Here is a 17,762-nt window from a genome sequence, read left to right as displayed (position 1 = left end):
ATGGCCTCGAAAGCACATCCGGTTAAGCTGCCGATTATCGGCTGGCGCGAATGGGTTCAGCTTCCCCAGTTGGGGATCGCCAAGATCAAGGCGAAGATTGACACCGGGGCCCGGTCTTCTTCGCTGCATGCGTACGACCTGAAATACGAGCAGCGGGATGGTCAGGATTGGGTCCGTTTCAAAGTCCATCCTCGTCAACGCAGTTCTTCTGGCCCAATCGTTGCCGAGGCACCGGTCCTTGAGTTCCGCAAGGTCCGCAGTTCGAACGGTCAGGTCACCAAGCGTCCAGTTATATTGACGAATGTCGATATCTTGGGCGGAATCTGGCAAATTGAGATAACTCTCGCCAATCGCGACGCCATGGGCTTCCGGATGCTGCTGGGGCGTGAAGCGATTCGAGGCCGATTGCTGGTCGACTCTGGGGCTTCGTTCCTCTCGGGCGTCCCTAAGCGATTGAAGATCGCCCGTAAACCCAAGGTCTTACCTGGAAAAACGACGTCCGCCCAGCCGCAGCAGGATGCCACCTAGCAATTCGGTTGCCTCACGTCAAAATGTCTTTACGATGACGCAAAAGGGGAGACCGCTCCCTCGCGTCTGGCCGCCTCGCCGCGGTGTCTTAATAAATCCCTGTCGAGATGGAAACGCGACGTAATGAAGTTAGGAATTCTTTCCTGCAATCGGTATTGCTACAGCACTCGTCGCTTACGCGACGCCGCGGTCGAGCGTGGGCACGAAGTCAAAGTGCTTAACACGCTCAAGTTCGCGATCGATCTCGAGAAGGGTGAGCCCGACCTTTACTTTCGGTCGAAGCAACTCAGCCCGTACGACGCTGTGCTCCCCCGGATCGGCGCGTCGATTACCTACTTCGGTACGGCCGTGGTGCGGCAGTTCGAGCAAATGGATGTCTTCCCGGCCAACAGTTCGTCGGGCATCACCAACTCGCGTGACAAGCTGCGCAGCCTGCAAATCCTCAGTCGCCATCATATTGGCATCCCGCAAACGACATTCGTTCGCGATCGAGCCGATATTCTGCCGGCAATCGAACGCGTGGGTGGGGCACCGGTCGTAATCAAGCTCATTGAAGGAACCCAGGGGGTTGGTGTCATCCTGGCCGATTCGGTCAAGATTGCCGAAGCGATCATCGAAACCCTGCACAGCACCCGTCAGAACGTGCTGGTGCAGAAGTTTGTCTCCGAGAGCCGTGGCCGTGACGTGCGAGCCTTCGTCGTCGGCGATCAGGTCGTCGCTGCGATGCGCCGCGTTGCCCAAGGAACCGAGTTCCGCAGCAACGTTCATCGCGGGGGCACGACGGAGCCTGTCGAACTGGACGAACGCTACCGAGAAACGGCCGTCCGCGCCGCCCAGATCATGGGACTTCGCGTTGCTGGTGTCGATATGCTGGAAAGCGAAAGCGGGCCGCAGGTCATGGAAGTGAATTCTTCCCCTGGCCTGGAAGGGATCGAACGCTGTACCAAGCTCGATATCGCTGGTGCGATCGTCGACTACATCGCTGCTCAGGTCGACTTCCCTGAAATCGACATCCGTCAGCGTCTGACGGTTAGCCGAGGCTACGGCGTGACCGAACTGCGTATCCCGGAAGGATCGGAATACTGCGGCAAGACGATCGACGAATCGGGGCTGCCCGATCTCGATATCAACGTGCTGACGCTTTACCGCGGGACCTCGGTGATTCCGAACCCACGCCTTAAGCGAACCCTCGAACCGGGAGACCGTCTGCTCTGCTTCGGCAAGCTCGACGCGATGCGCGGCATGATCCCAGAAAAGGTGATCAAGCAGCGTCGTCCGAAGGTGAAGAAGCTGACCGACTCGGCACTGGGAAAACCTTAGTCGCCTTACCGATCCCGATCATTCAAAGCCCGTCCGGCGAATTGCCAGGCGGGCTTTTTCATGCGCTGATAAGTAGCGGTGTCCTTGCAACAGCGCATAAAAAAAGCCGCAAAGCAAATTGGTCTGCGGCTTTTTGAAGTGGAGGATAACGGGATCGAACCGATGACCTCTTGCATGCCATGCAAGCGCTCTCCCAGCTGAGCTAATCCCCCGTACTGGGTCGTTGTTTTGGGGCTTTTGCATCCCGCAACAACCTTTAGTTTACCTTATCGGCCTCAGAGGCCGTCAAGTAAAGGGTTAAAATTACCAATCCCCGCCAAGGGTGTCAATGACTGGTCGCGGAACTTTTTACTAAGTTACACTACACCTACGATTTCCGCCCGATTACGTGCGGGCATCAGTATCGCTAAGGGGGCGACCCTCACCTTTAAGCTTCTAAGGAAACGCGTGAAAAAGCATCTGTTGACTCTTCTGCGGATCCTCGTGCCGGCGGCCATTCTGGTCTATTTGATTTGGACTATTGCTAGGGACCCTGAAAACGTCGAAGCGGTTCGCCAGATTTTCAGTTCACGAACACGCTGGGGAATGGTGGCGCTCGCTTTCGGCTTTGCGTTGAGTGCGTTATCGCTCACGTTCATTCGTTGGTATCTGCTGGTGATCTCGGTCGGCATTCCTTTCCATTTGAAAGATGCGTTCCGGCTTGGTTTCCTGGGCTATCTGTTGAACTTCGTCGGGCTCGGCGGCGTGGGGGGCGACCTGTTTAAAGGGTACATGCTGGCGAAAGACAATCCCGAGAAACGTCCCGAAGCAGTTTCGACAATCATCATGGATCGGTTGATCGGGCTGTACGCGTTGTTCGTGGTGACGTCGGCCGCTGCGTCAACCATCGATCTGGAAACCGCCAAGCCTGCCATTCGCACGATGGCCTACGTCGTCCATTCGGTATCGATCGCCGGATTGTTTGGGATGTCATTGGCACTTCTGCCGGGTTTTGCGAAGGGATCGCTGCGCGACTTTCTGGAAGGGATTCCGAAGCTCGGGCATATCTTCAAACGGATCTTTGCTTCGGTCCGCATGTATCGTCGCTATCCGCGCTATCTCGTGGTGATCGCAGTCTTGAGCCTGGGAGTGCATTCCCTGTTTTCGGTCGCGGCTTACTTTCTGGCTTCAGGCTTGTTTGAGCACCATCCGACGCTGCTCGAAATGATGGTGATCACGCCGCTGGCGATGGTGTTCGCGGCGATTCCTCTTTCCCCTGGCGGGATGGGAACGTTGGAACTAGCGATCACCGAGTTGTACGTGACCGTTCCGGAAGAAGAGATGTCGAAGGCCAGTGCGATTACCGTGGCACTTGGCTTTCGCGCCTTGACGATCGGCCTGGCATTTATCGGAGCCGTGTTCTATTGGACCAATCGTGCTTCGGTCGATCGGTCGATGGCAGAGGCTACCGCTGAAGAGGAGAACCTGGAGCACCTGGCTGAGACAGCGGGCGAGGAGTTCGAGCCGTCTGAGGAGCCTGAGGCTCGCTAATTGGCTTGCCGTCGATTTCGATCTTGGCGTCTTTCTGGAAAGTCGCTGGTGCGGTGTTATCAAGAAGCGTGCAATCGATGACAGTCGTCTTCGAGAATCCTTCGCCACGGAGCTGCACGGTTCCGTTGTCACCCAGAAGCGACTTGGAAATCGTCGCCCGCGAGGCACCACCCACCGAAACACCACTGCGGCCGTTACCACGCGACGTGACCGCGATCAGGTCGGTGTGGTAGCAGTTGCTGTGGACGTTGATGCCATCAAGCTGAAAGCCTTGGACGGTCAGATCGACGATCTTCACGTGCCGCACTTCGTAAAGCGTGATGCCGGTACGTTGGGCCGAATAGGTCAGGTTGTAGCTACCAGGGCCGTGATCCTTTTCCGCACGGAAGAAGATCATGCCATCGACCAGGCTCCACTGCAGAGGCTGCAGCTTGATGATATCCGCCACGTTATCAATCTGGGCACGTTCGGCCGGACGGTCTTCGATGTAAAGCTGCTGGTACGACTTGTAGGTTGGGGCGAAGCAATAGATGTCGCCGGTCGCATGCTTCCAGCCGTCGAGTGGAATGTTCGCACGGCCATCGAGAACCGCGCCGTTGCCTTCAATAATGAAGGGGAGATACTGCAGGCCGCTGTTGTTGGCACCTTGCAGCGTGATCGATTCGCGATACGGAACGCCGGTATTCTTCAAAACAATGCGATCCCCTTTACGGGCAATTCGCAAGGCTTTGGCGATCGTGAAGATGGGGCCGGTGCTTCCTTCCTTGAGCGCAGCAGCGCTGCCGGTGTTGCGATCATCTCCGCTGATATTGTCCACGAAGATGTCGGCACACCAGGCTGGGCTGGCGAAAAGGATAGTCATCAAGGCGAACGCGATATGACGCATGGAAGTCCACTCAGTCGATTTATTCGTCACAATTGAACCAGTTTCACACGACCCATCATGCCGTGGTAACCGAGTGATTTCCACCCGGGAAAACTGGTTAAAACCAAATTCTCAGGCCCGAAAGGAATCCATCCAATTCGATGCCCTCCAAGTTGGTGTATTGATACCCCGCGAACACTTCCGCCCGTTTCCATTGCAGACCAAGGGTGGTCCGAAAGCGAAACAGGTCAGCCGAACCTACTTTGCCCAGATCGAATTCGGTCGACCAGATCCAAGGCTTGCCCAGGTAGGCATCGTATCCGCCGGTAAAGTTGAGCCCGTATTCGGAGCCGTGTCGGTCGTGCAGGTAATTGGCACCCAGCCCGAAACGGAGCTGGTTGTGATACCCCTGACCAAACCGGTACATCAGGTTGATATCGCCCATCGACAGTTGATCGGTGCCACCGGTCGATAGGTTCTCGAAGTATTCGTCCCACTGCATATCGAGGCCCCATTTCGAGGTCCCTTCGACCAGCAGCTTCGTGCCGATCCGCGTCAGGTCTTGGAAGTCGTTGCCATGTTCGACCGAGGCGCGAATCGAGGATGTCTTTCCAATGCCGTACCACTCGTCGCCCATCAGCATGTAGCCAAACTCGTGCTGGTAGGGGTAATCGGAAAAGTAGCCCGGCAGTGCGATGATCTCTCGGCTGACGGTCGGCCCGGACTCGGTCGTATAGACCGTGGTCGTCGTTCGTTTCGGGAACATCGAGCCAAGGATGGCAGCGAATGCGGCCTCGGCCAGGACGTCGCCGAACGAATCGTCGTCGTCGCAATCATCATCGTAATGATGGTGTTTTTTCTTCTTTTGGGGTTTCGGCGGATCAGGGTCGTCAGCTCGGCTCTCGCTCGAGGCAGCCGACAGCAATCCTTGGCCCAGGGCGAAATCCGGACTGGTGGTCCATGCCACAATCGTCACGATCAGGCAGAAAGCCAGCGTTTTCGCCATGGGTGGTGTCCTTTGCCGATAAGGATCGAGAGCCAAGATTTCTCGTGCGAAACCGACGAAACGGCAGCGCACAGGTGGGGCAAAATCTGAAGCGCGGCAACATTACGAAGCCCCCGTAGATGGGTCAAGGTGAATTCAACCCATGGTTTGCCAGCATGCCCTGGTAGCACCCGCCGCCGTTCGCAGTAGGATAGATGGGGTTTGCTTCATGCCCCCAACCTTGCCTTGTGATCTATGGCCCGCATTCTTCTGACCTCGGGACCAACCCGACAGTACATCGATCCGGTTCGTTACCTGACCAACGCCTCGAGCGGGCGGATGGGGTGTAGCCTGGCCGAAGCCGCCGTGGCTGCCGGTCACGAAGTAATCATCGTCTCGGGCCCGGTCACCGTGACCTATCCAGAGCAGGCCACCGTGGTATGGGTCAATACCACCGACGAGATGCTGGCGGCGGCTCGCGAGCAGTTCGCTCAGTGCGATGGTTTGATCGGCGTGGCCGCTCCGTGCGACTATCGGCCGGAGTTCGTTCAGGACCAGAAGATCGCCAAAACCGGCCAGCCACTCGTCCTGCAGCTGATCGAAACGCCCGACATCGTGGCGACGCTGGGGGCTGAAAAGAAAGACCGCTGGGTCGTCGGGTTCGCCCTGGAAACCGAAGATCGCCGCTTCCGAGCGCTTGTGAAGCTCGAAAAGAAAAGCTGCGATCTGATGGTTTTGAACGGCCCCGAGGCGATGAACAGCGAAGAAAACCACGTCGAAGTGCTGGCCAAAGATGGCAGCGTGGTCGCGACCATCGACGGCTCGAAGGGTGAGGTCGCCTCGCAGATCATGCAGATCGTCGGCGAGCGACTAATCGACGCGTAGTACTTCTGGGATTCGAGTTGGCTTCCCCTCGCGAGAGATACAAGCCAGGATCGTCCGCCCTTCGACCACCAACTCGTCGTCACGGCGAATCTCGTAAACGAGCTCGATCCGGGCACCCTTCGCTTTGAGGGTTTTGACCGTCACCAGCAGCAAATCGTCGAATTCGGCAGGCAGGTGGTAGCGGACTTCGACATCACGGACGACCAGCAGCAGGCCTTCTGCTTCCATCCGTTTGTAATTAAATCCGCCGGCTCGCAGCATTTCTGTTCGTGCCAACTCGAAATAGGTTATATAGTTGGCGTGATGAACTCGGCCTTGGGCGTCCGTTTCCTGATAGCGAACGCGGACCTCAATGGTATGTTCCGTCAGCATCTTCTCGTCCTTGGGGACCTGGCAGTGGCCGATATTGGGTTTGATCTGTGATCGGCCCGCGTTGGCGAGCGCTTCCCACCAATTGGGGCGATGATTGACCGAACCCTAGGGCTGTTTTATAGTTGCGAATGTTATCCGCCAGTTTCGTTTTAGCATGATTGGGGCTCTATGAGTACGGGAGCCGGCTCCGGTACGAACTTCAGCACGATGCGTGGCCGCGACTATCCATCGCTGCGCCAGTTCACGGTCTTTTTGGAAAACCGCGTCGGGCAATTGCTCGAAATCGTGCGACGGTTCGAGGGGAGCAATGTTCGCATCGTCGCTCTCTCGATTAACGATGCGACCGAATGTTGTTTCGTTCGGTTTCTTTTAAGCGATCCCGAAGGGGGACGCGAAATCCTCGAGCGAGCAGGCCTCGCGCTGATTGAATCTGATTTGATCGGTGTGGAACTTCCTGCCGAGAAGCAGCCACTGCTGCGGGTATGCACCGCGCTGCTGCAATCGGAAGTGAATATCGTTCAGGCCTATCCGCTTCTCTACACGCCCAACAACCGAGCGGCAGTCGCCTTGATGGTCGACAACGCCGATATTGCGATGGACACCCTGCTGGCCCGCAATTTCAAGGTTTTGAGCGAAGACGACCTGAAATTCGACGACCCCTAGTTCGTCGTGGGGTCCTGCTGAAAATCGTTACAACCGCGCCATGCCACTTCGGATATGGCGAACTGTGACGCGAACTGCCTGCCCAAGGCCATCGCTTGTCCGTCGTCAGATAGAATTCACTGCAACGACGAACTCAAGTTCCCAGCAACCTTTTTAGCCATCGGACACTGGCTGCCGTATGATTCACGTTCGTGATCTCGTCAAATCGTACGACGATCTGCAACTCGGCAAATTCACGGCAGTGGATCACATCAGCTTTTACGCGATGCCGGGCGAAATCTTCGGCTTGCTCGGTCCCAACGGTGCCGGGAAGACCACCGCGCTGCGAATCTTGAGCACGGTTCTCGAACCCACTTCTGGCACGGTGAAGATCTCCGGTTACGACGTTACCACCGAGCCAGCCATGGTGCGGCATCGCATCGGATTTATGTCGGCCAACACGGCGGTTTACGACCGGATGACGGCCTGGGAAATGGTCGAGTACTTCGGTCGACTCTACGGCCTGCCGGACGAAGAACTGCACGAGCGAATGGAAGAGCTATTCCATCGGCTTGGCATGCGAGAAATCCGTGACGTGCTCGGCGCGAAGATGTCGACCGGCATGAAGCAGAAGGTTTCGATCGCGCGTGCCTTGGTGCATGATCCTCCGGTTTTGATCTTCGACGAACCAACGCTGGGCCTCGATGTGTTCGTGGCTCGGGCACTAGTTCAACTGATCGCCGAACTTCGCGATCAAGGGAAGTGCATCATCTTTTCGTCGCACATCATGCGGGAAGTCGAGAAGCTGTGTGACAAAGTCGCCATCATGAATCGCGGGAAGATTCTGGCGGAAGGTACGATCGACGAACTTCGTACACAGTACGGGCAGCCTGACCTGGAAGAACTTTTCTTCCACTTGATTGGCGAGCCGGATGGAATCGCCAATTAAGGGCAGCGAGATCAGGGCATGAACTGGGACAACGTCAAACTGATTTTGAAGCGTGAACTGCGCGACCAGGCGCGGGATCGCCGTACGTTGTTCTCGGTTGTCGGTTTGCCGGTGCTGCTGTATCCCTTGATGGGATTGATGGTGCTGAATGTCATGCAGTTTCGCCAGGCCCATCCAACTCGCTTGCGGGTGATTGGCCTCACCGAACTTCCCAGCACGCCGCAGCTCTTTGAATCGTCGGTCGAGAAAAACGACGACGACACCGAAACAACCACCTACCAGTTCGCGGAAGAACTGCTGAAGAGTGCTGGGGTGACCAGCCGGTTTAATATTGAAGTTTCTGAAGCTTCGGTCGATGCGGCCGTCGTCGAGAAGACGGCTCGCGAAACGCTGGAGGCCGAGAAGCTGGATGCGATCATCTATTTCCCGCCCGGCTTTCGCGAGCGGATGGAGAGTTTTCAGAACGCCCGGAACAATCAGGAAGAATCGGCCGAGGGGCTACCAGCGCCGCAACTGATTACCAAGTCTTCCGACGAGCGATCGAAGCTGGCCGAGAACCGGCTCAAGCAAATCTTGCACTCATGGCGAGAGAACCTCATTCAGTTCAACCTGGAAGCGAATGACGTTCCTTCGCAAATCACCGACCCGTTCAGTATCGGGACGCTCGATCTTTCCGACAAACCGCTCGATACGTCGTCGTATCTGTGGGCGAAGATCTTCCCGTTCATTGTGGTGATCTGGGCGTTGACGGGGGCGTTTTACCCGGCGATCGACTTATGTGCCGGTGAAAAAGAACGAGGCACGCTCGAGACGTTGCTTTCCAGTCCTGCGTTGCGATCCGAAATTGTCGCAGGCAAGCTGTTAGCGATTATGACGTTTAGTATCGCGACGAGTGTCTTGAATCTCATGAGCATGGGTTTCACTGCCACGTTCGTGATGGGGCAAGTCGGTGGCGAGATGGCCGGTAAGTTGAACTTCGGTCCTCCTCCGATCTGGTCGCTGGGCTGGTTGTTCCTTGCGTTGATTCCGATGGCGGCTCTTTTCAGTGCGTTGGCATTGGCGATCGCGACGATGGCTCGCAGTAGCAAGGAAGGACAATATTACCTGCTGCCGCTGTTGATGCTGAACTTGCCGTTGGTGGTGCTGCCGGTGCTGCCGGATACCGAGCTGAGCTTCGGTACGTCGTTGATTCCCGTCAGCGGAATGTCGTTCCTGCTGAAAACGTTGATGGAAGGGGATTATGCCCGGGCCGCGACCTATTTCGTGCCGGTCTTGGCGGTGACGGCATTCTGTATCTGGATTGCGATTCGCTGGGCGATTGATCAATTCAATAACGAGTCGGTTTTGTTCCGCGAAAGCGAACGTTTCAATCTGAAAGCCTGGCTGCGAAAAGTTTGGCGAGATCGTCAGACAACGCCATCCCCGGCCGGAGCGTTCGTGATGGGAATTGTGTTGCTGGCCCTTCCGCACGCCCTGAGTGGCTACATTCAGCCAGAGTTGAATGGCGATGGGCAGCTCGAAGCTCCGCAGCTTGTCCGCTATATGCTGACCAACCAGATCGGTTTAATCTTGTTGCCGGTGGTGGTTGCCGCGTTGATTTTCACGCGCAGTGTGACCAAGACGTTTCAGCTTCGGCTGGCCGATCGCCAGGCGTTGCTGGGAATTCCATTGGCAATCGCTCTGGCCATTTGTCTGCATCCGTTCGCGTTGTACCTGCGGATGCTGATTCAGAAATCGATTCCGATGTCGCAAGATTTACAGGAACGTTTGGCGAGTATGCTGGGGGGCACGGCCGATCTGCCGATCTGGGCGATCTTCGCAATGTTTGCAGTCTTGCCGGCGATCTGCGAAGAGTTTGCCTGCCGCGGGTTTATTCTGTCAGGCATGCGGCACCTCGGTCATAAATGGGCCGCCATTTCGATCTCGGCGATCTTCTTTGGAATGTTGCATGGCATTTTGCAGCAGTCGATCCCTGCCGCGATCTTTGGCCTGATGATCGGCTTTGTTGCTGTTCAGTGCCGAAGCTTGTTCCCGGCGATCGCTTTCCACATGGTGCATAACAGCCTGGTGTTCGCCCACGGTGTGATCACGGCCGAGACCATGGAAGAGCATCCTTGGCTCAACGGGCTGGTGTGGTGGGTGAGTGATATGCCAGGCGAGGCGGGCTACAACCCGTTTCTGGTTGCCATTGCCGCCCTGGGCGCCGTGGTCATTGTCGGCGTTATTGCTCGCATGCCCGCGGAACTTTCCGTGGAAGAGCGTCGCCAAATGGCACTCAGCCATCAAGGGACCTACCGAGCGTCGGCCCCGAAGCGTGAAGATGGTAGCCCGTCGACTTAGTACGTGATCGACGGACGAAGACGCTATTCTGCTGAAACGCCTTCGGCCCAGCTCGGTGCGGGGGCCTGGAACGTAACCATCTCGGTTGTCTGCGGATGACGGAAGCGAACTTCCCACGCATGCAAACACATCGGCGGTTCTTCCACGCCTAGCGTCTGCTTCTGCTGCATGACGTTGTTTTGCTGGTACATCGGATCCCCGACGATCGGGAAGCCGAGATGCCACAGGTGCAAACGAATTTGATTCGTGCGACCTGTCTTCGGCGAAACTTCCATCAGAGCGGTGCCGTTATCGAATCGCTCGCGAACGATGAAATCGGTTCGGGCTGGCTGGCCACCTTCTTCCACGCGGCGACCACCACCGGTGACACGCGAAGTGCCAATCGGTTCTTCGCAGATGAATTCGTTTTCGGTCGGATGGCCATGGACCAGAGCGAGATAACGCTTCTCGACTTTGCCTTGCTCGAACTGCGGCTGAACCTGACGCGCGACAGCGCTGGTTCGCGACAACACGGCCACGCCGGTCGTGTTGGCATCGAGGCGATGCGCGATGCGAAGCTTCTGAGGGTGATAGACCCGTTCGAGGAAGTTGACCAGCGAGTTCTTATTGAACCGACCACATGGATGCATGGGCAGTGGGGCCGGCTTGCTGACAACAATCAGGCCGGTGTCTTCGTACAAAATCTGAATGTCGGTGCTGACGTCCGGTTCGATGGTGCCTGGGTAGCGTTGTTCGAAGAGCTGGCCTGCTTCCAGGGGGGCGTTTGGATCGACGGCGCGGTATTCGACCAGGCGTTCGTCCTGGTGTTCGATGATCTCGACCATCAAACGCTCGCGGACCATCTTTTCCCAAAAGCCTTGCGAGGCAGCCGGGACTTTCTCGGCCATCACTTCGTAGATCGTCTTACCCTTTTGTTCCGACGAAACGTAAATGCGGCGCGTGTTGGTGTAAGGGATGCTGCCTGGCAGGGGCGAGGTGACTTCCTTCAGCTTTGCATGTCGCTTGGCGATCACGGACGTCATCGCTTCCTGAGCCGACTTGAAGCAGTGCGGGCACGACTCGCCAGGGACATACAACGGCGAATTTTGTTCTTCGGTCGTCAGCGGTGTCTGGCAGACAAAGCACTGAGCCACAGCCGACTCTTGCAATCGCGGATCGACGGCGACCCGTTGATCGAAGACGAAACAATCTCCCTGGTAGTGATCGCCACCGACGAGTTCAAAGTACTTCAGGATGCCACCTTCCAGTTGATAAACTTCCTGGAAGCCTGCCTTCTGCATGAAGGGGCCAGCCTTCTCGCAGCGAATTCCACCGGTGCAGAACATGACGACCGGAGTTTGTTTGCTCTCTTCTGGCAAATTAGCGACCGCTTCCGGAAAATCACGGAAGGTATCGATCCCGGCCGGCACCGCATTGGTGAACGTCCCGACTTTGACTTCGTAGTCGTTACGGACGTCGTACAGCATCAGCGGCTTGCCTTCGTCGAGCCACTGCTTGAGTTGCTGAGGCGGAAGCTTGGGAGCAGTCCGCGTGGCGGGTTCGATGCCATCGATACCGAAGGCGATGATCTCTTTCTTGATCTTCACCAGCATACGGCGGAATGGCTGGTAGCTGGTGAAGCTTTCTTTCGCTTCCAGCTTTTCCAGGCCGGGGACTTTGCGGAGGGCGGCCAACAACTTCTCGATGCTCTCGGCCGGTCCGGCGACGAAGAGGTTGATCCCTTCGGTGCTCAGCAGAATCGTTCCGCGCAGGTCTAAGCGACGACAAAGCCGGCGAAGCGAGTCGCGCAGCGGCTTCAAGTCGCTCAGCGATGCGAACAGGTACGAAGAAATGTTCAGAACGGGCCCGGCGTCGGGCAGAGCAGTGGTCGTATTCATACCGCAAATTATCGGTAAGACGTCCATTTTCGCAAACGGGGGACCGCCAAGTCAGGGGCGCTATTGCGGCATTTCTTCCAGGGTGACCTTCAGCGGAAGGGCGCCGCGGCCCTTCATTTCCGGATCGGCACCGCGCGAAAGGATCAGTTCACGCTTCAGCTCGGCGCCTTCCAGTGTTCCGCACCAGACCAGGCTGCGGCCGTGGTCGTGGGCTTCAAGGGTCAGCAGAAAGCACTTTTCGAGATCGTATCCGAATACCTTTCGGAGGGTCTCGACCACGAACTCGATCGTGTTGATGTGATCGTTATGCAGAATCACGCCATAGGGGGGCTGGCGTCGAGGTTTGTTCTCGACGATCGATTCTGGGGTGGCGACAACGGTATCTTCGCTGCTCATTCTCTCTTGGAACGCCATGTTGAAAGGAACTGGATCGCACTCTTTTCAGTTGTAATAACGAATTCCTTCGCCGCCAAACCAATTTTTGGGGAACAATTGCCAGCAAGAAACGAAAAAAGGGCCGGCAGATCGCTGGGCGATGCTGCCAGACCCTTTTCGTCCTCAGCCGCAATCGAATTCAAGTGCGCGGCGACCTGACCAGCGAACGGATCGCTAGCGGGTCGCGCGTGGAAGCGCGAAGGTTGCCGGATGGGGTGTTGGTTCCGCGTGGTGCTTGGAGCCTGATTGGTCCGGTCTTCTGTGTTTCTCGAATCGAGCCGGGATCGACCATCGCACGTGGCGGCGTCCCTGGGCGGCTCGGATCCTTAGTCGTTCGGGATCATCGAATCGTCGATGACCTGCAGCAGTTTCGAGATGCAAAGCTTGTTCATGCTGGTGCGACGCGAGTGGGCTTCGACACGCAGCGATTCGTGCAGGCTCTTCGGCAGACGAACGGTGATAACCCGGGTAGGTTCTTTCGATTCGTTCTGAGTGTTGGTGCGTTCACGCAGCTTGACGATCATCAGCTGGATTTCGCCGTACTCTTCCGACTGCTCGAACTTGGTGAATTCTTCTGGCTGTGGGAAGAGGCGATGCACGATGCCTTCCACGCCCAGGATTTCACGGAAGTAGGTAACCCAATCCGGAACGCCACGGAAGAAATCGCGAGCGATACGGAGGGCTTCACCCTTCTTTTCGTCGAAGGTGGCAGTTGGGGCAACGTTCATGGCCGGGCCGGCAGGGGCAGCTGGCTGAACCGGTGCTTGCGGCGAACCAGTGAAGGTCGGACGCGAGGTCGCGTAAATGCCTTCGGTAGCTGCTGGCTGCGGAGCGTGGTACTGCGGCTGGCTGTGCTGCTGCGGCGGGAACGTGGTGTTCGGATAAACCGGTCGCGGTGCTGGCTGTGGCTGCGGGTACGAGTTAGTGCCTGGGTTGAACTGCGACATTAGCGAGGCTCCTTCCTGGAAACGACTGAGGACTTTTTGCACCGTCATGCCTTGGTGTGACATGCGATGTGTAACGGTATGCCAGAATCCTGTGTTTCGAGTCAAGAGCAGCGTAGAAGTGACTGCAATGCAAGCACTTACGCGTATCAGCAATGCATGCGCAATCTGCTTGCAGTCGAGCGACTTTTTTGGGCAGGGGTGTCTCTGCTTAAAAGTTGTGCACGGCCGAAAGTCGCATGAGGGAAGATGTTTGTCCAAGGGCCCTTCATTTTTCCGAAAATAGTTCCAAATAGTTGCTCTGATAGCAGTTTTCCGGGGGAAATGCGCATAAAGAAACCCCGGAGCGTGATAGCACCGGGGTTTCGGGTTCGTCGGGTTGTGTGAGTTCGCCTGGGTGTCCAGGCAATGCTGGCACTAGGCCGATAGCTTTTCGGCGCAACGTTCCAGCAGCTTGCGGGTCAGGATGATCCCTTCGATCTCATCCGGACTGCCACCTTCCCATTCGACACCGACATAGCCGTGATAGCCATGCTTGTTCACGACGATGTCCATCATCTTGAAGTAGTCGGTGTTGGTTTCCAGGCCTTCGGCGTTGAAGTTGTGCGACTTGGCACTGACCGCCTTGGCGTATGGCATCAGTTCGTTGACACCCTTATAGCGATCGTACATTTCGTCTTTGCTGACACGGAAGTTGCCGAAGTCTGGCAGCGTGCCGCAGTTTTCCATGTCGACGGTCTTCATCACTTCGGCTAGCCAGGCGCCGTTGGACGAAAGGCCGCCATGGTTTTCGACGATCACGTTCAGGCCCAGGCCCTTCGCGAACTCGCTCAATTGAGCCAGGCCATCGGCGGCTCGCTTGATCTGTTCTTCGTAGCTACCGCTGCTCTGGGCATTCACGCGGATCGAGTGGCCACCCAGGGTTTTGGCGGCTTCGGCCCATTTATAGTGGTTTTCGACTGCTTTCTTGCGCTTCGCGTCGTCGGCATCGCCCAGGGCGCCTTCGCCGTCGACCATGATCAACAGCTGCTTCACGCCCAGGTCGTTGGCTCGCATGTTCATTTCAGCCAGGTACTTTTCGTCCTTGGCCTTATCTTTGAAGAACTGATTCACATACTCGATGGCCTCAATTCCGCACTGTTCTTTGGCGGTCTTGGCGAAATCGAGGTTGTCGAGCTTGCCGCTGCGGATGGTACGGTGCAGTGACCACTGGGCTAGCGAGATTTTGAAGGGGGCCTTCTTTTCCGATTCAGCAGCCAAAAGCGATGAGCCTAGGGACAGGCTGGCGCCAGCGGCAGCCATCGAATGAAGAAACTGGCGACGGCCAAGTTGCATGGGCATTGGGTGTTCCTTGGTAGGTAATTACGTGAGATTAGCGAACTTTTCGCGAGGTTTCGTCTCCAGTTTAGTTTAGAAGACGGATTATCCTGCCGCTATTCCCGGGGCTATTTCGGGGGAAAAATTGGGCACCCAGGCCATAAATTCTTACCCACAGGGGGTGTGATTGCACCTTCGCTGTATGGCCTGAGCGGGTTAAAATTGAAATGGAAGTTGCTGACCCGGTTTCAGCAGTCTCAAAGTGGCTCTCGCGAATGGTTCGTTGGAACCAGACGCAGGTCAATAGAAAGGAATAGCAGGCACCGCTTGTGACAGAACGAGATCGCAAACAGAGCGTCGCTCAAGAAAACGCCATTCTAGTTAAGCTTTTGGACCCTGGTGTCGAGTATCCAAACGACCCCCTCGACGAATTGGATGGGCTGGCGACCACCGCTGGAACGACCGTGGTGGGCAAGTTAACTCAGCGACGTGAAAGGCCTGATCCGGGGACCTACCTGGGAAAAGGAAAGATCGAAGAATTGAAGCTGTGCGCTGATGCCTCGTCGGCCGATGTGATCATCTTCGATAACGAGCTTTCGCCTGGTCAAACGCGTAATCTGGAACGCGAAACCGAACGGAAGGTGATCGACCGGACTGAGTTGATTCTGGATATCTTCGCCACCCATGCTCAGACCCTCGAATCGCGTCTGGCGGTCGAGCTGGCGCAGCTGGAATATTCGCTTCCACGCCTCAAGCGGATGTGGTCTCACTTGGACCGTATCAAGATGGGCGTGGGTATGCGTGGTCCTGGTGAAAAGCAGCTGGAAGTTGACCGCCGATTGGTCGAAAAGCGGATCCGCGATTTGAAGGACGACCTGGAGAAAGTCGCCAAGCGTCGCGAACGCCAGGTGGCCGCCCGTAAAGAGTCGATGACCATCAGTCTGGTGGGCTATACCAACGCCGGAAAAAGCACGCTGATGAACAAGTTGACCGACGCCCAGGTGCTGTCGGCTGACATGCTTTTCGCCACGCTCGATACTCGGACTCGACGTTGGCGATTGCCACACTGGGGACCGGTTCTGTTGAGTGATACGGTTGGGTTTATTCGCGACCTGCCTCACCGTTTGATTGCTTCGTTTAAAGCGACTCTGGAAGAAGCCAATCAGGCCGATTTGCTGCTGCACGTGGCCGATGCCAGTAATCCGGAAGCCGAGCAGCAAATCGCTGCGGTTTACGAGGTTCTCGAGGAAATCGGCATCGAACAGAAAGATACGCTGCTGGTCCTGAATAAAATCGATCGGATCGAAGATTCTCGGCAGTTAGAGCAGCTTCAGGCCAGGTTCCCACATGCGGTTCCCGTGAGTGCCTACTCGGGCGAAGGGCTCGATAAGCTGGCGATCGCCGTGAGTGACGCGCTCAGTAAATCGTTCTCGGATGTCGAGATCGAAGCCCCGGTCGAGAACGGCAAATTGGTCGCCTATTGTGCGACCCATGGCGAGATCGTTTCCAAGCGATATGGCAACGAGAAGCTCTTCGTGCATTGCCGGATTCCGACGGCTCATTTGGGGCGTATCGAAAACCAAAACCCCGGCGTTGTCATTCGTCCCTACGCTCAGGATTTCGATCCTGCGGAATCGGACGCCGTGGGGGATGTGGCCTGATGCGGAGAAAACTCGATGGCCTGCGGATGCTCATCACGGGGGCGTCCTCAGGCATTGGCCGTTCGATGGCAATTCTGGCGGCCGAGGCAGGGGCAAAGCTGCTGCTAACAGCCCGCCGCGAAGACCGTCTGGAAGAGCTTCTTGGTGTGCTGCATGCCAAGGGTTGTGATGCTCGCTATGTTGTCGGCGACGTAACCGATCCAGCCCATCGGCAGCATCTGGTTGAGCGAGCGGAAAGCGACTTTCGAGGGCTCGATGTGCTGGTCAATAATGCGGGCGTCGGGGCGTATGGAAGCTTTGAAGATGCTACGCCCGAGCGGCTGCGAACGCTGATGGAAGTCAACTTCTTCGCCCCGGTCGAATTGACCCGTTTGATGCTCCCGATTCTGGAAAAAGGGACCACGTCGGCGGTCTGTAATATCTCGTCGGTTCTGGCGCATCGAGCGGTCCCTGGGAAGAGCGAATACTGTGCTAGCAAGTTCGCGTTGCATGGTTTCAGTGATGCCCTACGGGCGGAAGTGTCGAGTAAGGGAATAGATGTGATTTTGGTCAGCCCCAGCACCACCAGCAGCGAGTTTGCCGCCGCGGTGATCGAGAAGCGGGGCAGGGTTCCGGCCCAAGGAAAGTTCGTCCGAACGCCCCACAGTGTGGCCATCGCGGCCCTGCGAGCGATTCGCCTGGGTCGGCACGAAATCATCCCCAGTAAAACGGGTTTCGCGATGGTTCTGCTCGATCGGCTCTGTCCATCTCTGGCGGACTGGGCCGTGGCGAAGTTTGGCTATGTTTGATTAGTCAAAAACTTGCCCTTGTTTTGATTGGTCAAAAACGTGGCCTGGCTCGGAAAATCTGGGCGGAAACGTTGTCTGCCGCAGACTCTAACTGGGGCCCTGTTTTCCAAACCGCCTCTCCCTTGATGGCGACCTTGTGGGTGGCAATTTTGCCGTGCAGGTTCGAGCCCGAAATAGTTGTCAGAAGCTATAAGAACAGTTATTCTTATTATTGCTCAGTGACTCCCTGTTTGGGGGCGATTCTGCGAGCTCGACCCCCGTCATGCTCCTATCGTTGGATTCCAGCCTGGGCACTACCTACCTGCCATCAAGCCCGTCAAATCA

General features: G+C 56.6%; 16 protein-coding genes and 1 tRNA gene. 9 read left to right on the top strand and 8 right to left on the bottom strand.

The features are described from left to right. Positions 1-528: an ATP-dependent zinc protease gene (locus tag AB1L30_RS26625; RefSeq protein ID WP_367017583.1), complete on the top strand. Its 528-nt coding sequence runs from the start codon at positions 1-3 to the stop codon at positions 526-528. A gap of 123 nt (positions 529-651) precedes the next feature. After that, the gene (locus AB1L30_RS26620) at positions 652-1,848 is read left to right on the top strand and encodes a RimK family alpha-L-glutamate ligase (protein ID WP_367017581.1); all 1,197 of its coding nucleotides are present in this window, start codon (positions 652-654) and stop codon (positions 1,846-1,848) included. A 139-nt stretch (positions 1,849-1,987) separates the two neighbouring features. On the opposite strand, the gene AB1L30_RS26615 is transcribed toward AB1L30_RS26620, so the two are convergent. Next, positions 1,988-2,060 (bottom strand) — tRNA-Ala (locus tag AB1L30_RS26615). Between the two features lie 235 nt (positions 2,061-2,295). On the opposite strand from AB1L30_RS26615, the gene AB1L30_RS26610 reads away from it, so the two are divergent. Beyond that, complete coding sequence (locus AB1L30_RS26610) at positions 2,296-3,378, top strand: lysylphosphatidylglycerol synthase transmembrane domain-containing protein (RefSeq protein ID WP_367017580.1); 1,083 nt, start codon at positions 2,296-2,298, stop codon at positions 3,376-3,378. On the opposite strand, the gene AB1L30_RS26605 is transcribed toward AB1L30_RS26610, so the two are convergent. After that, complete coding sequence (locus tag AB1L30_RS26605; RefSeq protein ID WP_367017578.1) at positions 3,293-4,240, bottom strand: right-handed parallel beta-helix repeat-containing protein; 948 nt, start codon at positions 4,238-4,240, stop codon at positions 3,293-3,295. The two genes, AB1L30_RS26610 and AB1L30_RS26605, sit on opposite strands and share 86 nt — an antisense overlap. A 121-nt stretch (positions 4,241-4,361) precedes the next feature. Then, positions 4,362-5,249 (bottom strand): hypothetical protein, encoded by an 888-nt coding sequence (locus tag AB1L30_RS26600; RefSeq protein ID WP_367017576.1) that lies wholly within the window; start codon positions 5,247-5,249, stop codon positions 4,362-4,364. Positions 5,250-5,483: 234 nt separating this feature from the next. Here AB1L30_RS26600 and AB1L30_RS26595 point away from each other — a divergent pair, with 234 nt between their 5' ends. Beyond that, on the top strand, positions 5,484-6,113 hold the full coding sequence (locus tag AB1L30_RS26595; protein ID WP_367017574.1) for a phosphopantothenoylcysteine decarboxylase: 630 nt from the start codon (positions 5,484-5,486) through the stop codon (positions 6,111-6,113). Here the strand turns inward: AB1L30_RS26595 and AB1L30_RS26590 are convergent. Continuing rightward, positions 6,099-6,485, bottom strand: coding sequence for a thioesterase family protein (locus tag AB1L30_RS26590; protein ID WP_367017572.1), 387 nt, complete (start codon positions 6,483-6,485; stop codon positions 6,099-6,101). The genes AB1L30_RS26595 and AB1L30_RS26590 overlap by 15 nt on opposite strands. Positions 6,486-6,653: 168 nt before the next feature. On the opposite strand from AB1L30_RS26590, the gene AB1L30_RS26585 reads away from it, so the two are divergent. The 3 genes from AB1L30_RS26585 to AB1L30_RS26575 all read left to right on the top strand — a co-directional run bounded on the left by AB1L30_RS26585 (position 6,654) and on the right by AB1L30_RS26575 (position 10,416). After that, on the top strand, positions 6,654-7,148 hold the full coding sequence (locus tag AB1L30_RS26585) for an acetolactate synthase (protein WP_345094382.1): 495 nt from the start codon (positions 6,654-6,656) through the stop codon (positions 7,146-7,148). A 178-nt stretch (positions 7,149-7,326) separates the two neighbouring features. Beyond that, a complete protein-coding gene (locus AB1L30_RS26580; protein WP_345094380.1) occupies positions 7,327-8,076 on the top strand; it encodes an ATP-binding cassette domain-containing protein in 750 nt (249 codons plus the stop codon). An 18-nt stretch (positions 8,077-8,094) separates the two neighbouring features. Next, the gene (locus tag AB1L30_RS26575) at positions 8,095-10,416 is read left to right on the top strand and encodes an ABC transporter permease subunit/CPBP intramembrane protease (protein ID WP_367017570.1); all 2,322 of its coding nucleotides are present in this window, start codon (positions 8,095-8,097) and stop codon (positions 10,414-10,416) included. Positions 10,417-10,439: 23 nt separating this feature from the next. Here the strand turns inward: AB1L30_RS26575 and AB1L30_RS26570 are convergent, their stop codons facing one another. The 4 genes from AB1L30_RS26570 to AB1L30_RS26555 all read right to left on the bottom strand — a co-directional run bounded on the left by AB1L30_RS26570 (position 10,440) and on the right by AB1L30_RS26555 (position 15,013). Beyond that, the gene (locus AB1L30_RS26570) at positions 10,440-12,293 is read right to left on the bottom strand and encodes a sulfurtransferase (RefSeq protein WP_367017568.1); all 1,854 of its coding nucleotides are present in this window, start codon (positions 12,291-12,293) and stop codon (positions 10,440-10,442) included. 60 nt (positions 12,294-12,353) lie between these two features. Beyond that, positions 12,354-12,689 carry an ATP-dependent Clp protease adaptor ClpS gene (locus tag AB1L30_RS26565; protein WP_367017566.1) on the bottom strand — a complete coding sequence of 112 codons (336 nt, stop codon included), beginning with the start codon at positions 12,687-12,689 and terminating at the stop codon, positions 12,354-12,356. A gap of 365 nt (positions 12,690-13,054) precedes the next feature. Beyond that, a complete protein-coding gene (locus AB1L30_RS26560; RefSeq protein WP_367017565.1) occupies positions 13,055-13,675 on the bottom strand; it encodes a toxin-antitoxin system HicB family antitoxin in 621 nt (206 codons plus the stop codon). A gap of 414 nt (positions 13,676-14,089) precedes the next feature. After that, entirely contained in the window at positions 14,090-15,013 is a 924-nt protein-coding gene (locus tag AB1L30_RS26555) for a sugar phosphate isomerase/epimerase family protein (RefSeq protein ID WP_367017563.1), read from the bottom strand. A gap of 350 nt (positions 15,014-15,363) precedes the next feature. On the opposite strand from AB1L30_RS26555, the gene hflX reads away from it, so the two are divergent. After that, entirely contained in the window at positions 15,364-16,650 is a 1,287-nt protein-coding gene (gene hflX / locus AB1L30_RS26550) for a GTPase HflX (protein ID WP_367017898.1), read from the top strand. After that, the gene (locus tag AB1L30_RS26545) at positions 16,650-17,438 is read left to right on the top strand and encodes an SDR family NAD(P)-dependent oxidoreductase (RefSeq protein ID WP_367017562.1); all 789 of its coding nucleotides are present in this window, start codon (positions 16,650-16,652) and stop codon (positions 17,436-17,438) included. The genes hflX and AB1L30_RS26545 overlap by 1 nt, the downstream gene beginning before the upstream one ends. Positions 17,439-17,762: the final 324 nt, after the last annotated feature.

It is taken from the genome of Bremerella sp. JC817 (assembly GCF_040718835.1).
Classification (GTDB): Bacteria; Planctomycetota; Planctomycetia; order Pirellulales; family Pirellulaceae; genus Bremerella.
This window is presented reverse-complemented; position numbering and strand designations above follow the sequence as displayed.